Here is a 20,171-nt window from a genome sequence, read left to right as displayed (position 1 = left end):
CGTTTTTTTGGATATTTCTGGGCGGAGGGTGTTTCGTCCGCAAGGCCGAGGGGTTCGCCGCCCGTAGTTGCCTGTTCCTTGCACGAGGAATCTCTATGAACCAACTGTTAAGCCGGGTGAATGACGGGTTTTACCGTCTGCTGGAAGTGATCATGGTGGTGTGCCTGCTGGTGATGTTTGTGCTGGTGTTCATCAACGTGATGATGCGGATTTTTATGAACAGCGGGATAGACGTATCGGAAGAGCTGCCGCGGTACGCCTTTGTGTGGATGACGTTCATTGGGGCGGTGGTGGGGATGCGCAAGCACGCGCACCTGGGGGTGGACATGGTGGTGGCGGCGCTGCCGGTGCTGGGGCGGAAGGTGTGCTGGGGCATCAGCCAGGCGATCATGGCCCTGTGCAGCCTGTACATGCTGTACGGCACGTGGCTGCAACACGACATCATTGCGGCGAACGCCTCGCCGGTGATGCAGATGAGCATGCTCTGGGCGTTCGGGGTGAGCTACCTGACGGGCGCCGCGATCACCCTCATCTGCATCGCCAACCTGGCGCGCCTGGCCTTCGGGCAGGTGGCCGAAAGCGAACTCATCGACGTGCAGGAAGAAGGCCTGGAAGAAGCGCACGAAGTCGAACGCGAACTTGACGCCCAGGAAAAAAGCCACGCCGTCCGTCCCGGAGGACCCCAAGCATGACCGTCTTTGTCTTTATCGCCTCGCTGCTCGCGCTCATGGCCCTCGGCATGCCGATCGCCTTTGCGCTGATCGGCTGCGGGCTCGCCATGATGTACTACATGGGGATGACCGACCCGCAGATCGTCATCCAGAACATGTGGGACGGGGCCAACAGCTTCCCGCTCTTGGCCGTGCCCTTCTTCATGCTGGCCGGCGAATTCATGAACGCCGGCGGCATGACACGGCGGATCATCACCATGTCCATGGCCTGGGTGGGACACATCCGGGGCGGGCTGGGCTACGTGGCGGTGGTCGCGGCCATCGTCATGGCCTCGCTGTCGGGCTCGGCGGTGGCCGACACTGCCGCGCTGGCCGCGGTCCTGATCCCCCTGATGCGCAACGCCGGCTACGACGTCAACCGCTCGTGCGGGCTGATCTCCTGCGGCGGCATCATCGCCCCGGTGATTCCGCCGTCGATCGCCCTCATTCTGTACGGCGTCACGGGGGGCGTGTCGATCACCAAGCTGTTCATCGCCGGCATCGTGCCGGGGGTGCTGATGGGCCTGTCGATCATGCTTGCCTGGCGGTGGTGCATCAAGCACGACGAAATGCGCATCGAAGCCAAGCGGAGCCAGGCCGAACGCTGGCAAGAGACGCGCAGCGCCTCCTGGGCGCTGGTGCTGCCGGTGGTCATCATCGGCGGACTGAAGACCGGCATGTTCACCCCCACCGAGGCGGCGGTGATCGCGGCGGCGTACTCCCTGTTCGCGGGCACGGTGATCTACCGGGAGATCAAGTTCAAGCAGCTCTTTGGGCTGTGCCTGCGGGCGGCGGAGACCACGGCGGTGATCATGTTTCTGGTGTCGGCGGCGGGGGTGTCGGCGTGGCTGATCACGGCGGCGGACATTCCGGGACAGCTGGCCGAGATGGTCGCCCCGTTCATGGGCAACAAGATGCTGATGACCTTCGTGCTGATGATCCTGGTGCTGCTGGTGGGGACGGCGCTGGACATGACGCCGACCATTCTGATCATGACGCCGGTGCTGATGCCGGTGCTGAAGCAGGCGGGGATCGACCCGGTGTATTTCGGGGTGCTGTTCATCATGAACAACGCGATCGGGCTGGTGACGCCGCCGGTGGGGACGGTGTTGAACGTGGTCTGCGGGGTGGCGCGCATTCCGATGAGCGGGGCCATCAAGGGCGTCGTTCCCTTCATGATCGCCCAGACCATCGTGATGTTCCTGCTCGTCCTCTTCCCAGATATCGTCATGTTGCCTCTGCACTGGATGACGCGCTGAGCCGTTGCGCGGACGCCGGCATGATCTATCATGCCGGCGTCGTCTTTTTTGCCAGGAGATTCGTGCCGTGAAAGTAACCAGACTGACCACCTACCGCCTGCCGCCGCGCTGGATGTTCCTCAAGATCGAGACCGACGAAGGCGTCACCGGCTGGGGCGAACCCGTCATCGAAGGCCGCGCGCGCAGCGTGGAAACGGCCGTGAACGAACTGTCGGAATACGTCGTCGGCCAGGACCCGGCCCGCATCAACGACATCTGGCAGGCGATGTACCGCACCGGCTTCTACCGTGGCGGGCCGATCCTGATGAGCGCGATCGCGGGCATCGACCAGGCTCTGTGGGACATCAAGGGCAAGGTGCTGGGCGCGCCGGTCTACGAACTGCTCGGCGGCTTGGTGCGCGAGCGCATGAAGATGTACAGCTGGGTCGGCGGCGACCGTCCGGCCGACGTGATCGCCGGCATCAGGAAGCTCCAGGCGATCGGCTTCGATACCTTCAAACTCAACGGCTGCGAGGAGATGGGCCTGATCGACACCAGCCGGACCGTCGATGCGGCGGTCGCCGTGGTGGCGGAAATCCGCGCGGCGTTCGGCGACGCGATCGAGTTCGGGCTGGATTTCCACGGCCGTGTCGCCGCGCCGATGGCGCGCGTGCTGATCAAGGAGCTCGAACCGTACCGCCCGCTCTTCATCGAGGAGCCGGTGCTCGCCGAGCAGGCGGAGTACTACCCGCGCCTGGCCGAAATGACGCACATCCCGATCGCCGCCGGCGAGCGCATGTTCTCGCGTTTCGATTTCAAGCGCGTGTTCGCGGCGGGCGGCCTGTCGATCGTCCAGCCGGATCTTTCGCACGCGGGCGGCATCACCGAATGCTTCAAGATCGCCGCTATGGCCGAGGCCTACGATATCGGCCTGGCGCCGCACTGCCCGCTCGGGCCGCTGGCGCTGGCCTCCTGCCTGCACGTCGATTTCGTCGCGCGCAACGCGGTGCTGCAGGAACAGAGCATGGGCATCCACTACAACCAGGGCGCCGAGCTGATGGATTACGTCCTGAACAAGGAGGATTTCCAGTTCCACGACGGCTACATGCTGCCGCCGAAGAAGCCGGGGCTCGGCGTCGAAGTCGAACGAGGCGCTGGTGGTCGAACGCAGCAAACAGGCGCCGGACTGGCGCAACCCGGTATGGCGGCACGCGGACGGCGCCGTCGCCGAATGGTAGGCGCGGGCGCCACGGCGGGCGTCGCGTAGCGGCCGCCGCGCGGAGCGGTATTCCGGACCGGGCAAGGCCCGGAACCGCGCCGGCCGGATTTACGGGGATTTTTCCGCGGGCGGATTTCCGTCCGCCGTGCCGGAGCAGGAAATCCGGCTAATCCGAATTCAATTGAAGACCGTCGAAGGGGAAGCTCTTGTCGGCGTTCTTCGCGTTGAACGTGCCTTCCTTGCAGGCCATGTCGAATGAGGACAGGGCCGTCATGATGTGCGAGCGCAGGATGGATTTCGCCTTGGACAGCTTGCCTTCCTCCAGCGCATCGATGATGGCGACGTGCTCGTTCATCGCGCGGGCGCGGATTTCCCCGAGCGCCATGGTGATGCGGGTGCGGATCGCATCCACGCGCGCGGCCACCAGTTCGAAGGATTCGAGCAGGTAGATGTTGCCGCAGTTCTGCACGATCGCCCGGTGATACGACGAATCGGTCTGGGCGACCGCCTGCCAGTCGCCTTCCAGCTTTTCCTCTTCCATCCGGTTGCTCGCGTTGCGCAGCAGCGCGATGGTCTCATCCCGCCGGCGATTGATGCTCAGCGTGAGCGCCTGTAGTTCCAGCAGGGTCCGGAACTCGCACAAATCTTCCAGGTTCTGCCGCGTGGGCACGAAAACGAAGCTGCCGCTCTGCGGCTTGATTTCGATGAGCCCCTGCACCTGCAGCGCGGTCAATGCGCTGCGCACGGGGGTCCGGCTCGTGCCGAACGCCGCCGCCAGCTTGTCCTCGGAGAGCGCTTCCCCGAACTGAAACTCGGCATCCAGTATGGCCTGCTTCAGGCGCGCCGTGATCCGCGCGGCCAGCGGTTCGCCACGCGCTCGCGGGGAATTGTCTAGGTTTGTCAAATCGTATCCCTGAACAGTCGGTTTCATCCGGTTGTAATCGATCGTCCGTGCCCGGCAAATTCGGCTTTCGGTCCGCCCAAGTCCCGGCTGTCGCATCGCTTGGAGCCCGTCGAAATGTCGGTTGGCGAAGTTGGCCGAGGTCTGTGAAAACAACGCCATTTTATTGCATGGCGGGTACTGCCGCCTAGCATGCCGCCGACCCGCGGTCCGGCTGGAAGGCATTGTCTTTGCTGAAAAAAAACGGCCGGCGCCCATCCTTCGGAATTCATGGAAAACGGTCCGGGCCCGCGTGGGTGCGAGTACATCCGGCGTGGCGCATGATACGCCAGCCAAGGCTGACAGGTATCCTAGATTTTTTAATTGGTATCCTAAATTGTGTTTACTTGTATCCTAATTAGTGTATATTGAAGTCCTAGATAACAAAATTTCAAGGGCGGAGGGTTGGCAAAATCCTGCGCTTCCAAACGGGTTTCAATATAAAATCAGGGTGTTGGAATGATTGTTGCAAGTAACGGTAGTCGTTCGGAGAATCGCGCGGGCAGGGCGCTTCGCGTGGGAATAGCGGAGCCCGGATACAACGACCACAGCGTCGAGGCGGGAATCCTGGAGCCGCTGGGGGCCGAGGTGCGCGTCCTGCGTTGGGGCGGCGATCGAGCGAAACTGCTGGGCATGCTCGACGGGCTGGACATCGTGATGGTGCGCGATATCCCGGTCCTCGACGCGGAAGCGATCGGCCGCCTGCGCGAAGGCGGCGGCATCGTCCGGTACGGGGTGGGCGTCGATACCATCGATCTGGAGGCGGCCAGGAAGCGCGGCATCAAGGTGGCCAATATTCCGGATTACGGCGCCGACATCGAGGTGGCGGATCATGCGGTGGCGTTGACGCTGGCGTTGATGCGCCGCGTCGTGACGCGCGACGCGCAGGTCAAGGCAGGGCAGTGGAACATCGCCCAGAAGGAGCCGATGTACCGCATCGCCGACTCGACGCTGGGCCTGGTCGGCTTCGGCAGGATCGCCCTTTCCTACCTGCAGCGCATGCGCAGTTTCGGCATCGCCGACGTGCTGGTGTGCGATCCGTACATCTCCGACGAACTGGCGGCCCGGCACGGCGTCAGGCGCGCCAGCTTCAAGGAAATCTGCCGCGCGGCGCAGATCATTTCGCTGCACGCGCCGGCGACGCCCGAGACGCGCCATATCGTCAATGCGCGAACGCTGGCGCTGATGAACGAGCGCACCTGCCTGATCAATACGTCGCGCGGCGGACTGATCGACACGATGGCGTTGGCCGAGGCGCTCAAGGCGCGCAGGATCTTCGGCGCCGCCCTCGACGTGCTGGACAAGGAGCCGATCGCCGCCGATTGCCCGCTCATCGGCCTCGACAACGTCATCCTCACCGACCATACCGGCTGGTATTCGGAGGCCAGCGTGCGGTCGATCCAGGAAAAGGCCGGGCTGGCCGCCGCCGAGATGCTGACGACCGGCATCCCGACGAACTGGGTCAATAAATGGTGAAGCACCGAGGCGGGGAGCGCGGGATGAAAAGCATTCAATACAAGGCGGCGCAGCAGGTGGCGTGTGAGGAGAAGGCGGTGCCGGAGGTGGGTCCGGGCGAAGTACTGATCAAGGTGGCCTACGCCGGGGTGTGCGGTTCGGACATGATCATCTACCAGGGCGTGCATCCGCGGGCCAAGGCGCCGCTGGTGCTCGGCCACGAGTTCTCCGGCACGATCGAGAAGGGCCACAGCACGCTGCCGCCGGGCACCCCGGTGACCGTCTACCCGCTGCTCAGCTGCGGCCACTGCCAGCCGTGCCGGAACGGCTACGCCCACGTCTGCGACACCCTGAAGCTGATCGGCATCGACTGCGACGGCGGTATGGCCGACTACGTCAAGGTGCCCGAAGACAAGGTGCTGCCCATTCCCGCCGATTTTTCCCTCAAGCTCGGCGCCTTCATCGAACCGGTGGCCGTCGGCGTGCATGCCGTGGCCCGCTCCGGCTACCGTCCGGGCGACACCGCCGTGGTCTATGGCGCCGGCCCGATCGGCCTGTGCGTCGCCGGGTGCCTCAGCTACTTCGGCGCCAACCGGGTGATCGTCGTCGAAGCCAACCCGCACCGGCTCGACGTCGCCCGGCAGCTGGGCTTCACCGTCATCGACGCGGTCAAGGACGACCTGCGCGCCAAGGTGCTGGAACACACCCAGGGCCGCAAGGCCGACCTCGCCTTCGACTGCGCCGCCCACCCCAGCGTGCACACCAGCATCCTCGACATCCTGCGCGTGCAGGGCACCGGCGTCGTCGTCGGCTCCTACAAGAAACCGGCCGAAGTCGACCTGCTCAAGATCGAATTCAAGGAACTCACCCTGATCGGCACGCGGGTGTATGAACGGCGCGACTTCGAAACCGCCATCGCCATCCTGCAGAGCGGGCGCATCGACTTCGAACGCCTGCTCACCGTCGCCGCCCCGGAAGAGGCCCCGGACCAGTTCGGCCAACTGCTCAGTGGCAAGACCGACGCCATCAAGCTCATCTTCCAGCTCGGCTGAGCCCCGGACCCCGCAAGCACACCAGGAAAGACACAAGGAAAAAAACACATGCACGACCTCTTCAACCTCCAGGGCCGGGTGGCCCTCGTCACCGGTGCCAGCCGGGGCCTCGGCCAGGCCATGGCGCTCGGCCTCGCCCAGGCCGGCGCATCGGTCGCCGTGGTCGGCCGCACGCCGGTCCCCGACCTGCTCGACCGGATCGCCGCGCAGGGCGTGCGCGGCGGCTTCTACGAACACGACCTGGGCGACATCGACGGCATCCCGGCGCTGATCGCCCGCATCCAGGCCGACTTCGGCCGGATCGACATCCTGGTGAACAACGCCGGCGTGCAAAGCCGGCACCCGGCCACCGAGTTCCCGAGAAAGGACTGGGACTTCGTGATCGGCGTCAACATGAACGCCGTGTTCTTCATGTGCCAGGAAGTGGGCAAGGGCATGCTGGCGCAAGGGCGGGGCAAGATCATCAACATCGCCTCGCTGCTCTCGTTCCAGGGCGGGCTGACGGTGCCGGCGTACGCGGCGAGCAAGGGCGGGGTGGCGCAATTCACCAAGAGCCTGGCCAACGAATGGGCGGGGCGGGGGGTGAACGTGAACTGCATCGCGCCGGGGTACATGGAGACGGAGATGAACACGGCGCTGCTGGCGGACGCGACGCGCAGCCGGCAGATACTGGAGCGGATTCCGGCGGGGCGGTGGGGCCGGCCGGAGGACATGGTGGGGGCGGTGCTCTACCTCGCCTCGCCCGCGTCCGACTACGTCAATGGCACCACCCTCACCGTCGACGGCGGGTGGCTGGGGCGCTAGGCTGCGCCCCGGATTCCCGTTGGCCGGCAGCGAGGGACGCCGGCCGCAACGACGAAGCGATACATAACTACCGATTCAAGCTTTTTCGCCGTAACAACCGCAGTTCAACAGGAGGTCAGACATGACAGCGTTTTCCAAGAAAATCCTGAGCAAAATGCTCATCGCAGTCGTAGGAACGAGTTTGTGCGCGGCCGCGTTCGCGCAGCAGATCACCGGACGTTTGGGACATTCGATGCCGCCAGAGCACCCGCAGGCGGTGGCGATGAACAAGTTCGCCGAACTCGTCGGCAAATACACCGACAACCGGGTGAAGATCCAGGTCTTCCACAGCGCCTCGCTGGGCAGCGACGACAAGATGCTGCAGGTCACCCAGGCCGGCACGCAGGAGATGTATTACGGGGCGTTCGCGGCGATCGCCGGCGCGGTCAAGGAGCTCGGCATCTTCGATTTCCCCTTCCTGTTCCAGAACTACAAGGAAGTCGATACCGTCATGTGGGGCAAGATGGGCCAGAAGGTTTTCGACAAGATGGCGCCGCTGGGACTGGTCGGCCTGGGCTGGACGGAAGCCGGCTTCCGCCACCTGACCAACAGCAAGCGGCCGGTCAAAACGGCGGCGGACATCGAAGGCCTGAAGCTGCGCGTCATGCCCAACAAGGTGGCGATGGATTCCTGGAAAGCGCTGGGCGCCAATCCCACGCCGATGGCCTTCTCCGAGGTGTTCACCGCGCTGGAGATCAAGGCCATCGACGGCCAGGAGAATCCGCTGATCCTGATCTACACGAACAAGTTCCACGAAGTTAACAAGTACATCACCATCACCAACCACGTCTATACGCCGTGCGGCATCGTGGCCAACAAGAAATTCTGGGACAAGCTCAAGCCCGAGGATCAGGAAGCGATGCACAGGGCGGGGCTCGAAGCGGTCAAGTTCCATCGCGACCTGATGGACGCCGCCAACAAGGACGTCATCGGCAAGCTCAAGGCCGCCGGCGCCCTGGTCGACGTGCTGCCGCCGGAAGAAATCCAGAAACTTCGCGAGAAGACCAAGCCGGTGGTCGACAACTACACCAAGCTCATCGGCGAGGACTTCGTGAAAGAGTTCTACGCGGAGATCGAAAAGGTCCGCAACGGCAAGTAAGAGTCGGAGCAATCCCGGACGGGGGAAGCGGCGACAGGCTTTCCCCGTTTTTTTGGATATTTCTGGGCGGAGGGTGTTTCGTCCGCAAGGCCGAGGGGTTCGCCGCCCGTAGTTGCCTGTTCCTTGCACGAGGAATCTCTATGAACCAACTGTTAAGCCGGGTGAATGACGGGTTTTACCGTCTGCTGGAAGTGATCATGGTGGTGTGCCTGCTGGTGATGTTTGTGCTGGTGTTCATCAACGTGATGATGCGGATTTTTATGAACAGCGGGATAGACGTATCGGAAGAGCTGCCGCGGTACGCCTTTGTGTGGATGACGTTCATTGGGGCGGTGGTGGGGATGCGCAAGCACGCGCACCTGGGGGTGGACATGGTGGTGGCGGCGCTGCCGGTGCTGGGGCGGAAGGTGTGCTGGGGCATCAGCCAGGCGATCATGGCCCTGTGCAGCCTGTACATGCTGTACGGCACGTGGCTGCAACACGACATCATTGCGGCGAACGCCTCGCCGGTGATGCAGATGAGCATGCTCTGGGCGTTCGGGGTGAGCTACCTGACGGGCGCCGCGATCACCCTCATCTGCATCGCCAACCTGGCGCGCCTGGCCTTCGGGCAGGTGGCCGAAAGCGAACTCATCGACGTGCAGGAAGAAGGCCTGGAAGAAGCGCACGAAGTCGAACGCGAACTTGACGCCCAGGAAAAAAGCCACGCCGTCCGTCCCGGAGGACCCCAAGCATGACCGTCTTTGTCTTTATCGCCTCGCTGCTCGCGCTCATGGCCCTCGGCATGCCGATCGCCTTTGCGCTGATCGGCTGCGGGCTCGCCATGATGTACTACATGGGGATGACCGACCCGCAGATCGTCATCCAGAACATGTGGGACGGGGCCAACAGCTTCCCGCTCTTGGCCGTGCCCTTCTTCATGCTGGCCGGCGAATTCATGAACGCCGGCGGCATGACACGGCGGATCATCACCATGTCCATGGCCTGGGTGGGACACATCCGGGGCGGGCTGGGCTACGTGGCGGTGGTCGCGGCCATCGTCATGGCCTCGCTGTCGGGCTCGGCGGTGGCCGACACTGCCGCGCTGGCCGCGGTCCTGATCCCCCTGATGCGCAACGCCGGCTACGACGTCAACCGCTCGTGCGGGCTGATCTCCTGCGGCGGCATCATCGCCCCGGTGATTCCGCCGTCGATCGCCCTCATTCTGTACGGCGTCACGGGGGGCGTGTCGATCACCAAGCTGTTCATCGCCGGCATCGTGCCGGGGGTGCTGATGGGCCTGTCGATCATGCTTGCCTGGCGGTGGTGCATCAAGCACGACGAAATGCGCATCGAAGCCAAGCGGAGCCAGGCCGAACGCTGGCAAGAGACGCGCAGCGCCTCCTGGGCGCTGGTGCTGCCGGTGGTCATCATCGGCGGACTGAAGACCGGCATGTTCACCCCCACCGAGGCGGCGGTGATCGCGGCGGCGTACTCCCTGTTCGCGGGCACGGTGATCTACCGGGAGATCAAGTTCAAGCAGCTCTTTGGGCTGTGCCTGCGGGCGGCGGAGACCACGGCGGTGATCATGTTTCTGGTGTCGGCGGCGGGGGTGTCGGCGTGGCTGATCACGGCGGCGGACATTCCGGGACAGCTGGCCGAGATGGTCGCCCCGTTCATGGGCAACAAGATGCTGATGACCTTCGTGCTGATGATCCTGGTGCTGCTGGTGGGGACGGCGCTGGACATGACGCCGACCATTCTGATCATGACGCCGGTGCTGATGCCGGTGCTGAAGCAGGCGGGGATCGACCCGGTGTATTTCGGGGTGCTGTTCATCATGAACAACGCGATCGGGCTGGTGACGCCGCCGGTGGGGACGGTGTTGAACGTGGTCTGCGGGGTGGCGCGCATTCCGATGAGCGGGGCCATCAAGGGCGTCGTTCCCTTCATGATCGCCCAGACCATCGTGATGTTCCTGCTCGTCCTCTTCCCAGATATCGTCATGTTGCCTCTGCACTGGATGACGCGGTAGACGGCCGGGCGGGACGGTTTATTTGTTCGACGTGACTGAAAGGAAGAAAGAAATGGCAACGAAAGACAGGCTGTCGGTATTGCTGGCGATGCTGGACCAATCGGTGATTCCGGTGTTTTACCACCCGGATGAAGAGGTGTGCGTGAACGTGATCCAGGCCTGCGCGAACGGCGGGGCGAAGTGCGTGGAGTTCACCAACCGGGGCGACTTTGCCGCGGACGTCTTCCTGCGGGTGACCAAGCACTTCGCCAAGGCCGACCCGAGCGTGATCATGGGCGTGGGCTCGGTGGTGGACGCCCCGACGGCCGGGCTCTACATCGCCTACGGCGCCAAGTTCGTGGTCGGCCCGCTGCTCAACGCCGAAGTGGCCAAGGTGTGCAACCGGCGCGGCATCCCCTACAGCCCCGGCTGCGGCTCGGCCAGCGAAATCGGCGACGCCCAGGAACTCGGCTGCGAACTGATCAAGGTCTTCCCCGGCGCCTCGGTCGGCGGCCCGGACTTCGTCAAGAGCGTGATGGGCCCGATGCCCTGGACGCGGATCATGCCCACCGGCGGCGTCGAGCCGACCGAAGAGTCCCTGCGCAAATGGTTCGGCGCCGGCATCGTCGCCTGCGGCGTCGGCTCCAACCTGATCACCAAGAAGCTGCTCGACGCCAAGGACTACAAGGGTCTTGAAGAGAACGTCCGGCAGACCATCGCGCTGGTCAAGCGCATCAAGGCCGAACTCGCCAAGTAAGGCGGACACCCATCAACCCCTATTAACCACAACGAACACAACGGGCACGACGAAATCATTTTGTTTGGCTTCTCGTTGTGTGCGTTGTGCACGTCGTGGTTAAACCTGCTTTTTTGAGGACACCCCCATGAGCGAACTCATCATCAAACCCGCCAGCGAAGCCCGCTGGGACTGCGTCTCCTTCGGCGAAGTCATGCTGCGCTTCGACCCCGGCTTCGGCCGGGTGCGCAACGCCCGCAGCTTCCAGGTGTGGGAAGGCGGCGGCGAATACAACGTGGCGCGGGCCATGAAGAAATGCTGGCAGAAGCGCGCCGCCGTGGTCACCGCCCTGCCGAAGAACGACCTCGGCTGGCTGGTCGAAGACTTCATCATGCAAGGCGGCGTGGATCTGAGCCACGTCATCTGGCGCGATTTCGACGGCCTCGGCAAGAACACCCGGGTCGGCCTCAACTTCACCGAAAAAGGCTTCGGCGTGCGGCCCGCGCTCGGCTGCTCCGACCGGGGCAACAGCGCCGCCTCGCAGATCAAGCCCGGCGAAGTGAACTGGGAAAAGCTCTTCGGTGAAGAAGGCGTGCGCTGGTTCCACACCGGGGGCATCTTCGCCGCGCTGGCCAGCAACACCGCCGAAGCGGTGATCGAAGCGGTCGAAGCCGCCAAGAAATACGGCACCGTCGTCTCCTACGACCTCAACTACCGCGCTTCCCTGTGGAAGAGCCAGGGCGGCAAGGAGGCGGCGCAGCGGGTCAACCGCACCATCGCCAAGAACGTCGACGTGATGATCGGCAACGAAGAAGACTTCACCGCCTGCCTCGGCTTCGAAGTCGAAGGCGCGGACGAACACCTCACCCAGATCGAGACCGAAAGCTTCAAGAAGATGATCCAGACCGCGGTCGCGGCGTTCCCCAACTTCAAGGTGGCGGCGACCACGCTGAGGAAGGCCACGACGGCCACCTTCAACGACTGGTCGGCGCTGGTGTACTACCAGGGGCAGCTGTACCAGTCGATGCAGCGGGACGACCTGGAGATCTACGACCGGGTGGGCGGAGGCGACGGGTTTGCCTCGGGGCTGATCTACGGTTTCCTGGAAGGCAAGGGGCCGCAGGCGGCGGTGGAATACGGCGCGGCGCACGGTGCCCTGGCCATGACCACCCCCGGCGACACCTCGATGGTCCGCGTCGAGGAGGTCGAGGCCGCCATGAAGGGCAAGGGGGCGCGCGTCATTCGCTAGCGTTCGCGGGTATCATGCGGGTTCGCGATTTTTTCCCTGGTTTCCAACCCTTGATCAAGCGCTCCGGCGCCGATGAACCATGAACCCGCAAACCCCGCTCTCCCCGCAACTCCTGGCCCTCGACTGGGGCACGTCGAGCCTGCGCGCGTTCCTCATGCGCGACGGCGAAGTCATTGAAACGCGGCAGTCGGCGCACGGCATCCAGCATTTGCCGCAGCCGGGCACGCCCGGCTACGAACAGGCCTTCGCCGCGATCGCCGGAGACTGGCTGCGGCAGTGGCCGGAACTGCCGATCGTCGCCTGCGGCATGGTCGGCAGCGCCCAGGGCTGGAAGGAGGCGCCCTACGTACGCTGCCCGGCCGACATCGGCACGCTGGCCGGGCAGAGCGTGGCGGTGCCCAGCGGTTTGGGGCCCGATATCCTGATCGCGCCGGGTGTCCTGTTTGACGAACCCGGCGAACTGCCCGACGTGATGCGCGGCGAGGAAATCCAGATCGCCGGCGCGCTGCTGGATCATCCCGCCTGGGCGGCGCGTTCCTGCATGCTGCTGCCCGGCACGCATTCGAAATGGGCGCAGATCGAGGACGGCCGGATCGTCCGCTACGCCTCCTACCTGACCGGCGAACTGTTCGCCGTCCTGAGCCAGCATTCGATCCTCGGCCGGCTGATGCCCGCTGCGGCGGAAAAACCCCGCGAAACCGACGAGGCAGCCTTCGAACTCGGGCTGTCGGTCGCGCGCGACAGCCGTCCGGGCGACCTGTCTCATCAAATTTTCGGTACCCGCACGCTCGGGCTGACCGGCCGGCTGCCCGCCGCGTCGCTGGCCGACTACCTGTCCGGCCTGCTGATCGGCCATGAACTCGTGTCGGGACTCGCCGGCGCCGGCGATCTCGCCCAGGTGCCGCTGGTCATGATCGGCGCGCCCTCGCTGTGCCGGCGCTATGCGCACTCCCTGCATTTCATGGGCCGTGCGGCCGACGCGGTGCTCGACAACACGGCGCCGGCCGGCCTGTGGAACCTGGCGCTGGCCGCCGGGCGGGTCGGCGGCGGGCACCGCTGACGCCCGTTTCGCCGCCGGCCTGCCGGATGCCGTCCGGCATCCCCTATCGACACGAGGAGAACGACATGTCCGACACCATCCTGAACGAGCGCTTCGCCGCCGCCAACGCCGCGCTGCCGCTGGTCGCCATCCTGCGCGGCATCCGCCCGGACGAGGCCGAAGGCATCGGCCGCGACCTGTATGCGGCGGGTTTCCGCCTGATCGAAGTGCCGCTCAATTCGCCGGACCCGTTCGCCAGCATCGCGGCGATCCGGCGCGTCCTGCCGGCCGACGCGCTGGTCGGCGCGGGGACCGTGCTGTCGATCGACCAGGTCTGGCAGCTCAAGGACTGCGGCGGCGAACTGGTCGTGATGCCGCACGCCGATACCGCGGTGATCCGCTCGGCGAAGGAGGCGGGGCTCATCTGCGCGCCGGGAGTCGTCACCCCGACCGAGGCGTTCGCCGCGCTGGCGGCCGGCGCTGACGCGCTGAAGATCTTTCCGGCGGAACTCGTCACGCCGGCGATTCTCAAGGCGATCCGCGTGGTGCTGCCCAAGGGCACGCGCCTGCTGCCGGTCGGCGGCATCACGCCGGACAACATGCAGCCCTACGTGGATGCCGGCGCCACTGGCTTCGGCCTCGGTTCGGCGCTGTACAAGCCGGGCATGACGGCGGAAGCGGTCGCCGAGGCCGGGCGGCGTTTCGTCGCGGGCTGGCGGGCGTTGTCCGGCCGCTGAGGGAAGGGCGCCCGGATCGACGCGCGGGAGGTCTCAGGGAAACACTGAAATATTCCGCATTCGTCATTCCGGCGAAAGCCGGAATCCAGGAAAGCCGACAAACCGGACCCCGGCCTTTGCCGGGGTGACGAATTTTAGGGCAGCGCGCAGGCCCGGCCGCCCGCCGACTCCGCCAGCGAACCGTCCGCGGCCGCCTTCCTGCCGATGACGCGATAGACGACCGTATCACCCTTCCCCTTGAGGTGGAGCGTGCGCGGCGCCTGGAACTCGAAGCACGGCAGCAGCTTGCGGTAGGTGGTCTCGTCGACCTGCACGATGCCGGGAACCCCTTCGCTGGTGATGCGGCTGGCCAGATTTACCGTGTCGCCCCACAGGTCGTAGATGAATTTCTTCTTGCCGACCACGCCGGCCACCACCGGGCCGCTGCCGATGCCGATGCGCACTTCGAGGTGCATCGCGTTGACCTGGAAGTCCCGCTCCAGCAGGTCGCGCATCGCCAGCGCCAGATCGGCGAGCGCCTCGGTGAAATCCTCGCGCTGGTCGTTCAGCCCACCGGCGACCATATAGGCGTCGCCGATCGTCTTGATCTTCTCCAGCCCGTATTTCTCGGCCAGTTCGTCGAACGACGAGAACACCCGGTTGAGCATCGAGAAGACCTGCTGCGGCGTCATCCCCTCGGCGATGCGGGTGAAATTGACGATGTCCACGAACATCACCGACACGTCGGCGAAGCCGTCGGCGATCGTCTGGCTGCTGTTCTTCAGCCGTTCGGCGATCGGGCCGGGGAGGATGTTCAGCAGCAGCCGCTCGGAGCGTTCCTGTTCGAGCTGCAGCAGGCGATGCGCCTCCTCCAGCCGCGACTGGGCCTTCTGCTTCTCGATCGCCGAGTAGCGCAGCAGCACGAAGACGAGCGTCGACACCGCCGTGAAGTTGAGCGCGAAGAAGAACACCGTCGTGCTGGGCGGAATCTTCACCGGCGCCGGCAGCGCGGCATCCGCCAGGTAATAGTCGAAGCCGCCGGACAGCGCGGTCAGGAAGACATAGGCGAAGAACCACGCCAGCGCCTCGCGCGCGCCGATCACCAGCACCGCCCCGACCGGCGCCAGCAGCGCCCACAGGCTCAGGCCGCTGGCGGTGATGAAATTGCCCATGCTCCACTGCGCGACGAAGGGCATGAACAGGAACAGCGCCAGCTGCGTCTGGCGGAAGAACTCGAAGCGGAGCGTCTTCAGATAGAACGCGAGGTTGCCGATCAGCAGCAGCTGGAAGAGGAACGGGATCGTCGAGGAAATCTGCGGGCCGAGCTGCCAGTAGATGAACAGCCAGAACATCGAGGCGAAGCTGATCAGGCCGGTGGCGAAAATCAGCAGGGTCTTCTGCAGCCGCACCTCCCCGGAATCCGTCGGCAGGATTCCGGCGCGGCGGATTCTGTCGGCGAGGCTGTCGGAAGGGGCCATGGCGTCATCGGGCGGAAAGGTCCCGCGATTTGACTCTAAACGGCGGGCAGGGTCAACCGGACTATGCATCCGGAGAGAATGTCAGGGCAGCTTGCCGGCGGCGATCATGCGGTTGAAGAGGACATAGGGCGGAATCCAGACGACGAGGTCGTCGAATTCTCCGCCGTTCGGAACGTCCGACGGGTCGCGGGCGAAGAACACGGTCGTCGCGGCTGCATTGGCATCTTCATCCGCGTTGGTTGCCGAGCTGTCGGCGATGGCTGTACCTTCAGGCGTGGTCCCCCAGTTGTTTTTCCCGAAGGAGAAGATCACTGCGGGGGCGCAACGGTAGTCTTTGCTGCAGGCATGGTCATCGTCACCAATCAAATAGCTGGCAACACCATTGCTATCTCGAGTTTTGACTTTCTTACTCGCATAGTCAGTTAGAGGAAAAAGCACATTATTTTTTGCATAGGTATACGTAACGCTGTAGCGAATCATTTTGTTCCACGCGTCAGTTTTCTTTACGCCAAGCGTGGTCCAAGGGATATAACCAGTACATTGCATATCGTTTGTACAATCGTTTGGGTTCTCTGTGCCGTCAGCAAGCGATATCGCCGGCCGTGGCAAACGTCCGTTCGCGATCGCAAAGCCGATCAGTGCCTCGCGTATCTCGCTGAGCTGTTGCCGCGTCTCGTTGTAGTTGCGCTGATCGATTCGCGAGGAGAGCGGCGGGATCAGGCTGCTGACGAGCAGTCCGACAATGATGAGCACGATGGACAACTCGACCAGGGTAAAACCGGACTGGCTCATGGAACCTGAAAGTTTTGCCAAACGGGTCGGGGTCACGGGCATGGAGAACTCGGGCAGGGGATGACGGTCATCTGCTTGTCGCCAATCCTGATGATGGCCGAATTGGCGCTGGTGCGTTGGTAGGATACCAATTCCGGCCATTTGTTGGCATTCAACCAGGCCAGGGTGGCCGGGTCGAGATTGAGACTGTTGTAAGGCGGGCGGCCTGCGCTCTCGCCGGCGTTGGCGTCACCGTCCTGGTCCGTATCCGCCCAGGGAAACATGCCGTTGTCGGCATGAAAACGGCGCAGGCCATGGCTGGGAGCGCCGGCAGCGTTGTCGTCGGGGCCGCGGATTTCAGCCAGGACTCGCATGTTCGCGGCCCGGAAGACGTCGTCGCGCGTTATGGCCAGCACAGTGTCGTTGAACAGAGGAGAGCGCGGTCCGGAGACATAAGCGAAATCCCCGTCGTTGTTGACCCCGTCAAGATAGTCCGCCACCGCGTTGCTTGGCCGCCCGTTCTGGCCGGGCAGGGGCGGGCCGGAGGAAAAAATCAGCGCGGCGTAATTGGCCGTGCCATCGAGCGAAAGTTGCAGGGCCTGTTGCGGGTTGATCGGCTGGGCGGTTGGATTGTCTCGCAATTCCGGAGAGAGCGCGTACCACAGCCGTTCTCCCCAACCATCGCGCACATCCGCCATGTCGAGCGTTTTCCATGGGATGCGGCCGATGTAGGCCGTGCAGTTGCCGCCGACCTGGTTGGCCACTCCGTCATCATCGGTATCGGGGCACGTCAGGCTGCCGGGGCGATTGTCGTCCTGCGCGGCGCGGCCGATCAGTGCCGCTTTCGCCTCGGCCATCGCTGCGGCCGTCGTGCCCTCCAGCGTTCGGCGCAGGGCCTCAGCGTTGCCTTGCGCCAACAGCCATGACATCGAGCCAAGGAAAAACAGCAGCATGAGAACCAGCAACGCCGCGCCACGTTGGCGGACAGCGATACCCTGCCTTGTCGAAAACATGGATCAGCGCGCCGCAGGCCGTATTTTGAGCGTGCCGCCACCCAGCAGATCAGCCGTTTCGCCCGTGCTCCGATTGACCGTATCGCCCACGCTGGCCTTGGCCGCCGGGCCGCCTTCGGGGCGGACGACGACCTTGCCGGGGTTGGCGCGGCCGGGGGTGACGGCGACGCCGCCGTCGGCGCGCGCGTCGTCCTGCGCGACGCCATTGATCCACACCGTGCGCCGGCCGCTGCTGCGCGTCACCACGCCGTCGATGGTCAGCGTCGGGTCTTCCGGGATTTCCCGGCGTTCGGGCAGGTTGAACTGCCGCTGCCGATCGAGCGCTTCGCGGCGTTCCGGGGTGAAGAACAGGCGGCCGAGTTCCTGCGCCGCCGCCAGCGCCGGAAGCGCGGCGGCCAGCAGCAGCGCGCACAGCAGCCGGGCGGCGTGCGGCCGGCGGGAAGCGCGATGGCGCGGCGGGTTCATTTCGCGTTCACCTTGCTTTTGTCAAACTTCGCGCACCGTGATCCAGTCGATCACGCAGTCCGCCTGCAGCAGGCCCTGCAGCGCGTTGTCCGCGCCTGTGCGGGGCAGGCGCGCGACGTCGCAGCGCCTGACCTGGATCAGCGCGCGGGCCTGCCGGCGCAGGTCGCCGAGCAGCCGGGTCAGGTCTTCCTCGTGCAGCAGGCGCACCTGCAGCTTCATGGTGCTGGCGTAGAGGCCGAGCGCCCCCGCCGGCGCCTTGTCCAGGGCGTGCTGCGGGGCGAATTCGTAGCGGACTTCGATCAGGCGGTGCCGGTCGCGGATTTCCTTGAGCAGTTCGACCCACTCCAGGCGCGGCTCCTCGCCGATCACGCCGCGCGCCTGGAGGCTGTTGAACAGGGCGGCTTTCTGCCGGATTTCGTTTTCCTCGTTGCGTACCTGCCGGAGCTTGCCGTCGATCTCGTTGCGCTGGCCCTGCGCCGCGGTGAAGGCCGCCTGCGCGGCGGCGATCCGGTCGCGCGAGAACACCACGGCGGCGGCGCCGAGCGCGACCGCCAGCACCATGACGAACAGGCCGGCCTGCAGCCTGCGCAGATCGTGCGGCCCGAATTTCACGGTTCGATCCTCCGGCTGACGAGCAGGCTGAAATCGCGCGGTTTTTCCTCCTCGCGCACCGCGTCGCCACCGCGCAGCGAGGTGCCGGAGGCGATGTCGAGCGGCTGCTGGAGCACGTCCACCCGCAACTTCGCGTCGGCCCGCAAGGCCTCGACGAAGCGGCCGAACGCGGCGAGCAGCTGGCGGGTGGTGGCGTTCGGACCGAGCCGCAGCGTTCCCCGCACGACGATGCTCTCGCTGCCTTCCGGTACCGGCGGGACGTTCGCGGCCGGATTGCCGGAGCCCGCGGCGTCGGGGTCGGCGCCGCCGATCCTCCAGTCGAGGCGGTCGATCTCGATCGACGGCTCGGCCTGCAGGGCGCGGCTGATTTCCCGGTAGAGCCCGTCCGGCGCGGTGCTGCGCCGTTCCTGGACGAGGTAGCGGTCGATCACGCTCTTCAGCGTCTCGTTATCGGTCGGCACGCTGGGGAAGGTCTTGACGATGTCGGCGTAGCGTTGCCGGGCGAGCGCCGACTCGGTCCGCAGCGCCTCGGCGTCCTGCCCGATCTGATGGGCGTCGAACAGATATTTTCCGGACAGCAGCAGGCAGGCGGCCAGGGTCATCGCCCCGGCGCCCTGGAGCAGCGACCGGATCTGCACGATGCGGAAGCTGTGGCGCAGCTCGTCGCCGGCGAACTGCACGCCCGGCGGGTCGGCGACCAGCAGGTGCAGGAACAGCGGCTCGGCGTGCGAGTCCGGCAGTTCCGTCTTGAGGCCGGCACGCCGCGCGCACTCGTTGATGTCGAGGACGTTGAAGCGGACCGCCGGCGTGTCAACGCAGCTGTTGCCGATCGCCTTGAAGGCGCCGGCATGGGCCAGGATGTGCGCGGTGATGGCCTGGCCGCGCCCGATCAGGCGCTGGCTGGACAGGTATTGCTGCAGCTTGACCGATTCCGCGGCGAAGGCCTGGGCGATCCCGGCGATGCTGCTGTGCTGCAGCGGCGTCAGGCGGCTGAAGTGCAGCTCGCCCTTGTCGAAGAAGCTCTGCCGGATGCTCTGGTCCTGGACCGAGAGCAGTAGGCAGGGCTCCGGCGGGAGGCGCAGTTTCCTGAGCAGCGCCGGGGCGAGCAGCGGCAGGGAAAAAATGCCGGACAGCGCGGCGTCGGCGGCGCGGATGGCGTCGAGCCACGGCTGGAAAAAGGCCGGGCTGGACAGCGCGGCGAGCAGCAGGCGCTCGTCCTTGCGGCGGTTCTTCTCGTGCCCCAGCGAGGCCGCCGCGCTGAGCGGCGTGTTGAAGAAGGTCTGCGCCAGTTTGCGCCGGATGACGGTCTGGCGGTCGGCGCCGCGCAGGTAGGGAATGGTCTCGATGTGAAACCCTTCCTCGGCGACGTTGGCGAGCAGCGAAAAAACGCTTTTCGAATGCTCCGCGAGGTAGCGCGCGAACTGCTGCACGCCGGCCTCGGTCGGCGGGAACGTCGCCTCGCAGGCCAGCGCGCCTCGCCGCCAGTGGTAGGCGGCCATCTGGTGCGTGCCGAGGTAGAGCAGGCGCTGGGGTCTCATGGGAA

At 65.1% G+C, this 20,171-nt stretch carries 19 protein-coding genes and 1 pseudogene; 13 read left to right on the top strand and 7 right to left on the bottom strand.

Features of this window, described 5'->3' with window-relative positions:
- Positions 1 to 95: 95 nt before the first annotated feature.
- The 3 genes and pseudogenes from QM701_RS08600 to dgoD all read left to right on the top strand — a co-directional run bounded on the left by QM701_RS08600 (position 96) and on the right by dgoD (position 3,186).
- A complete protein-coding gene (locus QM701_RS08600; RefSeq protein WP_415166654.1) occupies positions 96 to 692 on the top strand; it encodes a TRAP transporter small permease in 597 nt (198 codons plus the stop codon).
- Entirely contained in the window at positions 689 to 1,969 is a 1,281-nt protein-coding gene (locus QM701_RS08595) for a TRAP transporter large permease (RefSeq protein WP_415166653.1), read from the top strand. The genes QM701_RS08600 and QM701_RS08595 overlap by 4 nt, the downstream gene beginning before the upstream one ends.
- Positions 1,970 to 2,036: 67 nt before the next feature.
- A pseudogene (gene dgoD, locus QM701_RS08590) lies at positions 2,037 to 3,186 on the top strand (galactonate dehydratase).
- 147 nt (positions 3,187 to 3,333) lie between these two features.
- On the opposite strand, the gene QM701_RS08585 reads toward dgoD, so the two are convergent.
- Positions 3,334 to 4,071 carry a GntR family transcriptional regulator gene (locus QM701_RS08585; protein ID WP_415166659.1) on the bottom strand — a complete coding sequence of 246 codons (738 nt, stop codon included), beginning with the start codon at positions 4,069 to 4,071 and terminating at the stop codon, positions 3,334 to 3,336.
- A 552-nt stretch (positions 4,072 to 4,623) separates the two neighbouring features.
- Between QM701_RS08585 and QM701_RS08580 the strand changes: the two genes are divergently transcribed.
- The 10 genes from QM701_RS08580 (at position 4,624) to QM701_RS08535 (ending at position 14,310) form a co-directional block, all read left to right on the top strand.
- Positions 4,624 to 5,583 carry a C-terminal binding protein gene (locus QM701_RS08580; RefSeq protein ID WP_415166658.1) on the top strand — a complete coding sequence of 320 codons (960 nt, stop codon included), beginning with the start codon at positions 4,624 to 4,626 and terminating at the stop codon, positions 5,581 to 5,583.
- Positions 5,584 to 5,606: 23 nt separating this feature from the next.
- On the top strand, positions 5,607 to 6,614 hold the full coding sequence (locus QM701_RS08575; protein ID WP_415166657.1) for a zinc-dependent alcohol dehydrogenase: 1,008 nt from the start codon (positions 5,607 to 5,609) through the stop codon (positions 6,612 to 6,614).
- Between the two features lie 48 nt (positions 6,615 to 6,662).
- Positions 6,663 to 7,418, top strand: coding sequence for an SDR family oxidoreductase (locus tag QM701_RS08570; protein WP_415166656.1), 756 nt, complete (start codon positions 6,663 to 6,665; stop codon positions 7,416 to 7,418).
- A 232-nt stretch (positions 7,419 to 7,650) separates the two neighbouring features.
- Positions 7,651 to 8,556, top strand: coding sequence for a TRAP transporter substrate-binding protein (locus QM701_RS08565; protein ID WP_415166655.1), 906 nt, complete (start codon positions 7,651 to 7,653; stop codon positions 8,554 to 8,556).
- Between the two features lie 140 nt (positions 8,557 to 8,696).
- Positions 8,697 to 9,293, top strand: a complete 597-nt coding sequence (locus QM701_RS08560) for a TRAP transporter small permease (protein WP_415166654.1) — start codon at positions 8,697 to 8,699, stop codon at positions 9,291 to 9,293.
- A complete protein-coding gene (locus QM701_RS08555; protein ID WP_415166653.1) occupies positions 9,290 to 10,570 on the top strand; it encodes a TRAP transporter large permease in 1,281 nt (426 codons plus the stop codon). Before QM701_RS08560 ends, QM701_RS08555 begins: the two co-directional genes overlap by 4 nt.
- A 52-nt stretch (positions 10,571 to 10,622) precedes the next feature.
- Positions 10,623 to 11,306, top strand: a complete 684-nt coding sequence (locus QM701_RS08550; RefSeq protein ID WP_415165608.1) for a bifunctional 4-hydroxy-2-oxoglutarate aldolase/2-dehydro-3-deoxy-phosphogluconate aldolase — start codon at positions 10,623 to 10,625, stop codon at positions 11,304 to 11,306.
- Between the two features lie 127 nt (positions 11,307 to 11,433).
- Positions 11,434 to 12,534 carry a PfkB family carbohydrate kinase gene (locus QM701_RS08545; RefSeq protein WP_415166652.1) on the top strand — a complete coding sequence of 367 codons (1,101 nt, stop codon included), beginning with the start codon at positions 11,434 to 11,436 and terminating at the stop codon, positions 12,532 to 12,534.
- 79 nt (positions 12,535 to 12,613) lie between these two features.
- Positions 12,614 to 13,594, top strand: coding sequence for a 2-dehydro-3-deoxygalactonokinase (locus tag QM701_RS08540; RefSeq protein WP_415166651.1), 981 nt, complete (start codon positions 12,614 to 12,616; stop codon positions 13,592 to 13,594).
- 65 nt (positions 13,595 to 13,659) lie between these two features.
- A complete protein-coding gene (locus QM701_RS08535) occupies positions 13,660 to 14,310 on the top strand; it encodes a 2-dehydro-3-deoxy-6-phosphogalactonate aldolase (RefSeq protein WP_415166650.1) in 651 nt (216 codons plus the stop codon).
- A gap of 134 nt (positions 14,311 to 14,444) precedes the next feature.
- Here the strand turns inward: QM701_RS08535 and QM701_RS08530 are convergent, their stop codons facing one another.
- The 6 genes from QM701_RS08530 to QM701_RS08505 all read right to left on the bottom strand — a co-directional run bounded on the left by QM701_RS08530 (position 14,445) and on the right by QM701_RS08505 (position 20,166).
- Positions 14,445 to 15,767: an adenylate/guanylate cyclase domain-containing protein gene (locus tag QM701_RS08530; RefSeq protein WP_415166649.1), complete on the bottom strand. Its 1,323-nt coding sequence runs from the start codon at positions 15,765 to 15,767 to the stop codon at positions 14,445 to 14,447.
- An 81-nt stretch (positions 15,768 to 15,848) separates the two neighbouring features.
- Positions 15,849 to 16,601, bottom strand: a complete 753-nt coding sequence (locus QM701_RS08525) for a type II secretion system protein (protein ID WP_415166648.1) — start codon at positions 16,599 to 16,601, stop codon at positions 15,849 to 15,851.
- Positions 16,592 to 17,491, bottom strand: a complete 900-nt coding sequence (locus tag QM701_RS08520) for a hypothetical protein (RefSeq protein WP_415166647.1) — start codon at positions 17,489 to 17,491, stop codon at positions 16,592 to 16,594. Before QM701_RS08520 ends, QM701_RS08525 begins: the two co-directional genes overlap by 10 nt.
- Before the next feature lie 63 nt (positions 17,492 to 17,554).
- Positions 17,555 to 18,016 (bottom strand): hypothetical protein, encoded by a 462-nt coding sequence (locus tag QM701_RS08515; protein WP_415166646.1) that lies wholly within the window; start codon positions 18,014 to 18,016, stop codon positions 17,555 to 17,557.
- Between the two features lie 21 nt (positions 18,017 to 18,037).
- Positions 18,038 to 18,628, bottom strand: a complete 591-nt coding sequence (locus tag QM701_RS08510; protein ID WP_415166645.1) for a hypothetical protein — start codon at positions 18,626 to 18,628, stop codon at positions 18,038 to 18,040.
- The gene (locus QM701_RS08505) at positions 18,625 to 20,166 is read right to left on the bottom strand and encodes a hypothetical protein (protein ID WP_415166644.1); all 1,542 of its coding nucleotides are present in this window, start codon (positions 20,164 to 20,166) and stop codon (positions 18,625 to 18,627) included. Before QM701_RS08505 ends, QM701_RS08510 begins: the two co-directional genes overlap by 4 nt.
- Between the last annotated feature and the right edge of the window lie 5 nt (positions 20,167 to 20,171).

The organism is Propionivibrio sp., assembly GCF_047602565.1.
In the GTDB taxonomy this organism is placed as follows: Bacteria; Pseudomonadota; Gammaproteobacteria; order Burkholderiales; family Rhodocyclaceae; genus Propionivibrio.
Note: the sequence above shows the minus strand (reverse complement) of the source record. Positions and strands in the feature narration are given on the sequence as shown.